Annotated in this window: 6 protein-coding genes; 5 read left to right on the forward strand and 1 reads right to left on the reverse strand. The window is 29.5% G+C overall.

Translation table 11 applies throughout. The features are described from left to right. The first annotated feature begins 564 nt into the window (after positions 1 to 564). Both M3P09_RS17080 and M3P09_RS17085 read left to right on the forward strand, forming a co-directional pair. The gene (locus M3P09_RS17080) at positions 565 to 1497 is read left to right on the forward strand and encodes a T9SS type A sorting domain-containing protein (RefSeq protein ID WP_249974042.1); all 933 of its coding nucleotides are present in this window, start codon (positions 565 to 567) and stop codon (positions 1495 to 1497) included. A gap of 605 nt (positions 1498 to 2102) precedes the next feature. After that, positions 2103 to 3230: an acyltransferase family protein gene (locus M3P09_RS17085; protein ID WP_249974043.1), complete on the forward strand. Its 1128-nt coding sequence runs from the start codon at positions 2103 to 2105 to the stop codon at positions 3228 to 3230. Between the two features lie 255 nt (positions 3231 to 3485). On the opposite strand, the gene M3P09_RS17400 is transcribed toward M3P09_RS17085, so the two are convergent. After that, positions 3486 to 3614 carry a hypothetical protein gene (locus M3P09_RS17400; protein WP_284041229.1) on the reverse strand — a complete coding sequence of 43 codons (129 nt, stop codon included), beginning with the start codon at positions 3612 to 3614 and terminating at the stop codon, positions 3486 to 3488. A gap of 594 nt (positions 3615 to 4208) precedes the next feature. Between M3P09_RS17400 and M3P09_RS17090 the strand changes: the two genes are divergently transcribed. From M3P09_RS17090 to M3P09_RS17100, 3 genes are all read left to right on the forward strand, one after another. Then, positions 4209 to 4583, forward strand: a complete 375-nt coding sequence (locus M3P09_RS17090; RefSeq protein WP_249974044.1) for a hypothetical protein — start codon at positions 4209 to 4211, stop codon at positions 4581 to 4583. A gap of 1341 nt (positions 4584 to 5924) precedes the next feature. Next, on the forward strand, positions 5925 to 6887 hold the full coding sequence (locus tag M3P09_RS17095; RefSeq protein WP_249974045.1) for a helix-turn-helix transcriptional regulator: 963 nt from the start codon (positions 5925 to 5927) through the stop codon (positions 6885 to 6887). Between the two features lie 279 nt (positions 6888 to 7166). Continuing rightward, positions 7167 to 9430: VWA domain-containing protein (locus tag M3P09_RS17100; protein ID WP_249974046.1), on the forward strand; the 2264-nt coding region annotated here is incomplete at its 3' end.

Here is a 9430-nt window from a genome sequence, read left to right on the forward strand (position 1 = left end):
TAGTCATTTTCGGTTAAAAAGAAAAAGTTAAGATGAGTTCAATCCCTAAAGTTACAATATTAACTCTTGTATAATAATTAACAAATTAGTGTTCAACAGAAATATTAATGATATTAAACCTAATATATCATAAAAAAAATACTACTATTTGTCTCTTTTATTTTATTGAGTTATACATTTATTTTAGTAACAAATAATTATTGAATTCCAAACAAAAAGGTTCTTAAAATTGAAAAAAAGTAATTAATCCAGTCCAAAAAGGAAAGAAAAAAAGATAAAACTTTCTGTTTTCTTACGTTTGCAACCTATTTGCTACCCTAAATGCATTCTTTTTCTACTTTTCAAGAATTATTTTTGTAATCTAAATCAAAGCTTTCAAAAGCCCAAATCTAATCAAATAAAGTAGTGCTTACAGTTATTATATTTTACATTGTTACAGCTATTATCTACGTTGCAGTTGCAATTACAGTAGAAGGAGGGTAGTATTAGTAAACAACTAATTACAAGTAATACAAAAATTTTAGATTTTATAAATAATAAACAAATGCCTAAAAATTAAAAATCATGAAAAACAATTACATTATTTTATTAATCCTAGTTTTAATAGCGCAACTATCATTAGCTCAAGAAAATCAAGATGTTTTTGAAGCAATTCAGTTTACATTTGAAAATGCAAAAAATACAACAGATGGCACAACTGACTATTATGAAGTAGATGTATATCTTCAAACAATAAATGGTCAAGAAGATTTTTACCTAGGCAACACACAATTTTACATAAAATATAATACTGATGCTTTTGGTGAATTTGTTAAAGTGAATGATAATTTTGTAGAAGAACATCCTGACGGCTATATAGCTGGAGAAGGCGAAGGAACTGGACGTGATAAAAAACATGCATATACTTCTTTTACAATCAACGACAATCAGTCAGACGTTGTAGCCGTAACCTTTCTTCAAGATATGGGTAGAGAAAGTATGATGTATTATAAATTAAACACAAAAATAACCGCTACACCACAACTACTTATACATTTAAAATTTACATATAATGATATTAATAAAGACCCTATGGTTGCATTTGAAGATAATGAAGACCAAGTCAACGGTGGTATAAATAATGCTAGAGATCAAAATAGATCCGCCTGTGGGGAAGATCCTAATAATTTTCAAATGGATTGTAGAGATTTCCCCCGTAAATATGTATTTCAAGATGCAGTATTTGATTCTACAGGAGCTACGTTGAGTATTGATAATTCACCAACATTACATAGTGTTTCTTTATATCCTAATCCTACAACTTCTGAGTTGTTTATTAATACGCCATCAAACATTAATTTAAAATCTTATAGCATTCATGATATTTTTGGAAGACTAATTACAACTAAAGACATAAAAAACCATCCTATTGATATGAGCAACCTACAAAGTGGTATGTATCTAATAACCTTAAAAAGTGATGCAGAAAACATTACTAAACGTATTGTAAAAGAATAAGTATATACCCATTTACATGTTTTTTGTGTTATTTTCCCTCCATATAATATAAATAATGCACAACGGGAGTTAGTATAATTAAAGTATATCACACAACTACTATCTTATGTTTATGAGTAATTAAAAACATAAATAATTTGAAGTTAAAAAGCAAAGATTGGATAGTTTTTACTAATAGTTTTTATTGGTTGGTTGGGGTTGACTTCGAAAACTATTAGCTGTTTTGGTCTTTGCTTTAGTCTTTTTTTAGAATCAAACCTAGTTTAGTACTATTAAAGAATAGAAAATTTAAACATATTAAATTAATATTCAGAGAAGGTAGAAAGTAACTGTGTTGTTTATTTGGGGCAAAGGGTAGGTATTTGTTTAACATTCACAGTTTTTCTCCTTCTTATGTATAGATAGATAGAATTTACTTAAATTTTTATTGTGAAGAAATGCAGTATCAATATACTAAACCTCAATACTAAATGCTTTTGAAATTTCTAATCAGCCAGACAGGTTCTTATCTAAAAATTTCCAATTCATGTGGCCTTTCATATAATACATGTATCGGAAATCAATTTAAAAAATTAAATCACTTCATAAAAAAGTAATTTAAAACAATGACAAACAATACTCCAACTAAAATTCATTTTTATGGTTTAGACCATCTACGTGTACTAGCCATAACTTTAGTTTTAATATTTCACTACACCTATTTTTTTACACATCCAGATTGGTGGCCAGCTATTGCTAAATTTGGATGGACTGGCGTAGACCTTTTCTTTGTGCTTAGTGGTTTTTTAATCAGCTCTCATTTGTTCCAAGAAATCAAAAACCGAAGTTCTTTTTCCTATAAACATTTTTTCATTAAAAGAGCATTCAGAATTTTACCCGTATACTTTGTGGTAGTAGCTATTTATTTTTTATTCCCTATACTTAGAGAACGCCCTACCCTTCCAGAGCTTTGGCGGTTTTTAACTTTTACCCATAACATTGGTCTAGACGCATCTGTGCATAATGCGTTTTCTCATGCTTGGTCACTCTGTGTAGAAGAACATTTTTACATTCTATTGCCACTAATCTTATTGTTACTTATTCATAAAAGACTTTTAAAACACGCCTATATTTTAATTATAGGCTTATTTATTGCTGGCTTTTTCTTGCGCTATTACTTATGGCATAATCAATATCTTCCAAATTTTAATCCAGATGCTATAGTACCTAGTTGGACAAAACCTATTTATTTCCCAACATACAATAGATTGGATGGGCTATTAGTTGGTGTTAGTATAGCGGCCACATATGTATATCTGCCAGCTTTCTGGAATAAAATAACAAATTTTGGAAACCTATTGCTTGTTATAGGCTTAGGTATTCTAACACTATGTTACTTTCTTTGTAGCGGTCTTGCCGATTATAGCACCTCCATTTGGGGCTTTCCCTTAATTGCTATTGGCTACGGATTTCTAGTTACAGGAGCTGTGTCATCTGGTAGTATATTATTTCGTTGGAAATCTAAGGCCTCTACCTTTATTGCTTTATTATCTTATAGCATTTATTTAATACATAAAATTGCAACGCACGTATCTCAAACCCTATTTTCAAATTTTGGAGTTGACCCAAAAAGTGGTTTAATGGCCATTATTTGTTTCGCAACTTGTGTGATTTTCGCATGGGTCTTATACACTATTATAGAAATCCCCTTTATGAAAATGAGAAACCGTTTAATCTATAAAAAAGACAACTAGATCGTTGGTAAAGCCGAACTAAGCACATAAAATGATTATTAACACGTGGAAAAATATTTATTTTGTTTATCAAATTTTTACATAAACTAAGTATAAAATAACCCCATTACGTCATAACTAATAATATCCTTAATGCAATTAATTAAAGCATCTCATAGTTGTTATTCCAGCGTATAGTATAGGTTTTTGTTCCCTGTACTTCATTATTTAGGATTACTTTTACCAGACTTCCAGTAGTTGAATATATTTCAAGAATTACAATGCTTGTTTTGTATTATCTTCTAAAGTGATATTTAGTGCCATATCTCCATAAATACCAAACTCTTTATCACCCTCTTTCCAAATAACCCCCAGAAGGTTGGGGTATATTGTTAGGACATTCATGGTAAATTCTTTATTAACAGGTAAATTGATATTTTGTAGAATGCAGTTTTTTACAAAAATCCCAGCCGTATCCTTATCTCTCATGCCAAAAAATAACCGACTCCCCTCCTATTGCAAGGTATCGCTTCCATACTTCATAAATTCATTTTCATCTAGTGCTTAATCTAAAGTAATGGAATTAGGAGTAAAATCTACCCTTTAAATAGTAAATGGAATAGCAATATCCTGAGAAGGAACTTCTGTATCAAAAATAATTCTGGCAACGTCAATTTCAGCAACAACCTGAACTTTCAAGAAAAATAACTGCGCATAAAAAGAAAACAATTAGTAGATTTTCAATTTTTTTAAGCATCTATTCTTAAACGAATCGATTAACTATGATCCTATCAAATTTACAACAAACTACTTTTATCTAATCTTTTTATAGATATTCAATACAACGCAACCCTTTTGCATCCCATAAAATCAACAAATATTGGTATAGCTTTTATACTTTTATCTAAGTTGTAATTTAATTACATAGTCTAAAAAAAACATTGCTTTAAAAAGTAAAAACACCATTTTGATATATAAAAACTTAAAATCTTAAAAACTATGGAACCTTTTATCTTAACAAATTCATTTGTACTTTTATCAGCACTTATAGTATTAGTTTTACAAATAAGGATTATTAAAAAATACAATGATACTGAAAAAAGAATTAGTTCTTTCTTTGAAAATTATAAAGAGATGTCTAAGTTAAATAAATCTGCTATATTAAGAAATACAGATTTTATGTTGAGTCAAACTAAAAGAATTATTCATCTACAAAAGGCAACAGATACACATATTGAAGAAAGCCTTAGTCTTTTTTATAAAAAGTTTAAAGATGACTTGATTAGCAATAATTTTGCTAAAGGTAAAAAAAACTCTCAAGTGATTGAAATGATTAACAAGGAAAAGGAAACGAGTAATTTTAGACTTAAATGATTTCTACACGATAATTTTTTAAGAAAATATCATAATTTTTATATATTTTAATTATTACATGACAAATTACAGAATAACTTAGGTTTTAGTTATAATAAAATTAGTTTATTATTCATTACCACCAACCTAACCTACCAATAAAAAATATCTTTCTTCTGATTTTTAAGCTGACTTCATAGAACTAACTGGGCAAACATATTGTATTTATCTATTTTTGCTAGGATAATTTATTGTACATATATAACAAAGATTAATAATTGTTAAATTCTCAGTGTCTTTAGTGAAAATTATGGATAGATATGCAAATATGAATTTTTAGATTGCTTAAATAAAAAATCTCAAAACCATATTTACAAATCACAAATGAATTTAAAGAAAGTGCAGTACATTTAAGTCATCAACCAGAAAGGGAGCTTGTAACAAGAAGTCAGGCAAATTTTATAAGACCAATTCCTATATTTTCATTTTCACAAAATTTTAATTCCATTACTTTATGGAAAAGAATGTAAATGCTAAATTCAAAGGTTGTTAATTTGGCTTTCTGAATAGTTTTAAAGTTATGATGACATATTCGTTCTACTTTTTTAAGGGCTTAAAAACTTTTACTACTTCATTATCTCAAAAATTAGCCTTTCTATATATACTTTAAGGGATTAAAGAATATTTCTCTTATTCATTATTAGTTTCTAATTTTTTTATAGAAACATAATTATATGGTTCTATGTGAATGAAAGCCCAAAGGTTTGTTATTTCTCTTTTTCATATGACCCTTTTCCAAACTAGGACTAATAGTTTGATTTGTATGCAATCGTGCACTCTATAACCATCTCTACTTATAAATATATTCAATAATAATGTTCGAATAATATAACTAATTTTTGATTTGTAGTCAAATATATTATTCTCTGTAATTATTCATTCATAATAGATAAGAAAATAAAACAATTATCCCTGTAGTGTTTTGAAAGTACTATAAATATTAATTATAATATTATAAATTCATTTAATGCTTCCAACAAACATTATGTTATTGAAAAACAGCTATTTAACACGTTTAACGCTATAGCATAGCCCTAGTTGCAACTTTTTACCACCTGCTTTGATTCTTTTTGCTACCCTAAATTATTTAGATATCTCACTAAGGCACACTTATTTTACTTAAAAAGAAGATTACTCATGTGTATGAACTGACTTTGCACATTCTGAAGACTTCTTAAAGCTAAAATTTAACCTAATTAATATTCAATAGCATATGAATCTCAATCAAAATAACACCTCTTAAAAGCATATTCTAGAAATTATTTTTTTTTAAACTCTCTCCCTCTCTCAAAAAAAATTATTATGAAATCAATTTATTTAATTTTACTAACAGCAACATTTTTTCAATCATCATTTTCTCAAAAGCCATATTATATTAACACTACTGACAATAACTTTCAAACTAGTAAAAGTTGGTTTGGTACCTATCGGAGCTTACAAACTGATTTTGTAGTGACATCTTTATATGATGTATCATTAGTTATAACGCGCATGTATTACATAATCAAAGAAACAAAGCAATTTAACAACAATCTGCTCTCAAATATCAATGAGGGTTATGGTAATAATTATTACAATGATTATGTCACAACTAGTGCTACAAATTTTATCAAAAAAAATAGTTTTGTTGTGAGAAAATTAAATGATTTTAATTTATTTAATTTTCATAACAAAACTCAGAAAAAAATATTCTATTTATTATTAATTATAACAGTTTCTGTACTCATTCATATATGGGTCATTAAAAAGAAAAGCACACATCATTCTTCTATACATCCAACTGATATGAACGTGACAGAACATAGGAGTAAGGAAAAAATCGAACTAATTTTGTCAGCAAGAGAGTCTGAACTTAAAGAAATATTGCTAAATAATTATATGTCACAAGAATTACTAAGCAAAACAACACGAGAAATAACTAAAATATTACAAATATGCAATGAAAATGAGGTAAATATGGCGTTAAGGTCATTGAAAGCATCTTTGCTTTCTGAAAACGGGAATGCTGAAGCAACCATAGAACTTCAACACTTTCTTAATGATGTATGTTTAGACTTTAAAATCAAACTGGAAAACCAATTCCCAGAATTAAACTCGAAGGAAAAAGAGCTTCTTTGCTTAATGTCTTTAGGCTTAAAAACCCCCCAAATTAGTAACCTCAAAAATACTTCTATTTCTGCAATCAAATCTATGCGCCACCGTATTCGTAAAAAAATAGGGGTAGACTCAAACGATGATATAATAAAAGTAATAAAAGCATCCTAACTTCTAAATGAACAGTGCAAATTTTTGTTAATTTATTGATTGCATACTTAATAGTAACTGATGTCAATATCATAGAATAGTTCTTTTTAAGCAGTGAAACCTTTTTGCTACCTCAAAATTTCAAAACTTTTTAGTTGTACCATTTATATTTGACCATACAAAATATGCGTGTGTCTAGTCCTATTAAAAGCATATCTAAGTGTATACATTCCAAAAACGAAAAGAAACTAGTTAACTATTAATCTAAGTCAAGCTTTCCCCAATTAAAATATAAGACTAATGAAAAAAGAATTACAATTCCAAAAGGAAACTAAGCAACAAATACTAAAGTTTGTTTTTACTCTATTTTTTATGTTGTCACTAAACACATTATTAGGACAAGACGAGATAACAATTAATAGGTTTGTTACAGAAAACACAAGTGAATGCAACCAGTTTGATGTTACTTTAGAAATAATTGGTGTGCCTCCTGATCAAGCCCAAGAAGTAGTATTGATAATAGATAAGTCTAGCAGTATGGAAGGACAAAGCATTATACATGCACAGGAGGCAGCTATTGAGTTTGTAAATACATTTTTTGATAATAACCCAACAGGGCTGAATAAAATATCTATAATAAGTTTTTCTTTTTTTGTTTCAATTGATCTACCTTTAACCGCTGATGATGGAGATGACTCTAATTCGGTTGCCAATGGTCGTCAAGAGGCTATAGAGGCAATTAATGCTATAACTGTTGGAGGAAATACAAACACACAAGAAGCCCTTAAAAAAGCAGACCAAGAGTTTACTACTAACGGTACTTTTGATTGTGTAACGAACCGAAACATTATTCTTTTGTCTGATGGTGCTGCAAATATTACATACGGCAGAGACTTTCCTGATGATCCTTCGTATAATATTGGTTGTAGTAATATAGATGTTAACTCAATCTGTAAACAAGATGCTATAGAAGCTGGTATAAACGCTCAAACTACTACCGTCTCGGGTACAGAATACACTCAAAATATATTTACTATTGCTTTGTTAGGAGGAACACTTGACAATGCAATAAGAACTAATGCTATAAATACACTAGATGCTATTCAAAATTCTGGTGCGTTTGTAACAGATAGTAGTGCAGACTTATCGGGTATATATGCTAGTATTATAAATCAACTAACTTCTGCTGCAAGGCAAATACCAGGTATACCTATTGTAAAAGAAATTATTGGAGATGATTTTTCTTTAGTTTCTAGTGATTTAGCCCCCAGTAAAGGAATTGCTTCTGTTTCTGGTAAAACCATTAATTGGGCTATAAATAATATTTATGATGAAACAGTAACTTTAAATTATACCATAAAGGCTAGCGAAGGGATATGCGGTACAATGGATTCCGCTGTCTCTTCTGAAATTAATTATGAAAATTCTTCTTGTACACAAGTTTCTGAAATGCTTACTATTATAAGCATATGTGTTCCTTGCCCCGAAATCAATCCACAAATAGCAAGAGATGGATGCGAATCTATTAACTATTCTAGTAATTTATTAAATCAAGGTGGTTGTGAAACAACTTCGAATAAATTCTCATGGTCCTTTAAATTAAATGGAATAGAGATTGGAACATCAACTGATAGTAACGGGACCTTTACCTACAATGGCACTTTGGATTTTCAGGGTAGTTTAGTGGCTGACTTAATATATTCAGCAACTTACGGCGAACCTGGTTGTTTATCTAATTTAGAAGCTCAATCTAACAATTTAGCATTACCAACCACACTAACAGCAACTATTGAAACTACCAATGCGGGATGTATTGATGAAGCCACAGGTGAAGCAACTGTAACTCCTGCTGAAGGTGCAGCTCCCTACACATACTTATGGGATGATGATAGTGCACAAAAAACAGCAACAGCTACGGGATTAACTGCTGGTATTTATAATGTAACAGTAACGGATGACAACGGATGTGAATTTAAAATTAATTGTACTATTGAAACAGATGATGTTGAAAGTCCTGAAATAACAATACCGGAAACCATTAGTTTTGAAGGTTGTTCTACAGATTCAATAACCGTAGATAATGCCATTTTTGTATATAGCGATACACAATCTGACGATGTACAATCAATTTTTGCATCAAATACTAATTACAATGCTTCAGATGATTTTAATATTGAGAGTATAACTTATATTGATGAAATAACATCTGATGATAATTGCCCGATTACAGTACTAAGAACATTTACAATTACCGATACTTGTGACAATCTAGAAACAGCAACCCAAACAATAACAATTCATGTCGCACCACCAACATTTACTGTCCCAAATGCTGTAACTATAAAATGCGATGAAGATGCTACAGATTTAACTATTACAGGAGATGTTACTGACGAAGCATTTAGCTGCACTACTAATGGTCTTAATGCTACATTTTCCGATAGTGATGCTCTTGAGAGTTGTGATAGCGAATATATTATTACACGTACTTGGTCATTAACTGATGCTTGTGGAAATAGCAAAACAGCAACCCAAACAATAACCGTTGTTGATACAACTCCTCC

The organism is Jejuia spongiicola, assembly GCF_023502325.1.
Lineage (GTDB): Bacteria > Bacteroidota > Bacteroidia > Flavobacteriales > Flavobacteriaceae > Wocania_A > Wocania_A spongiicola.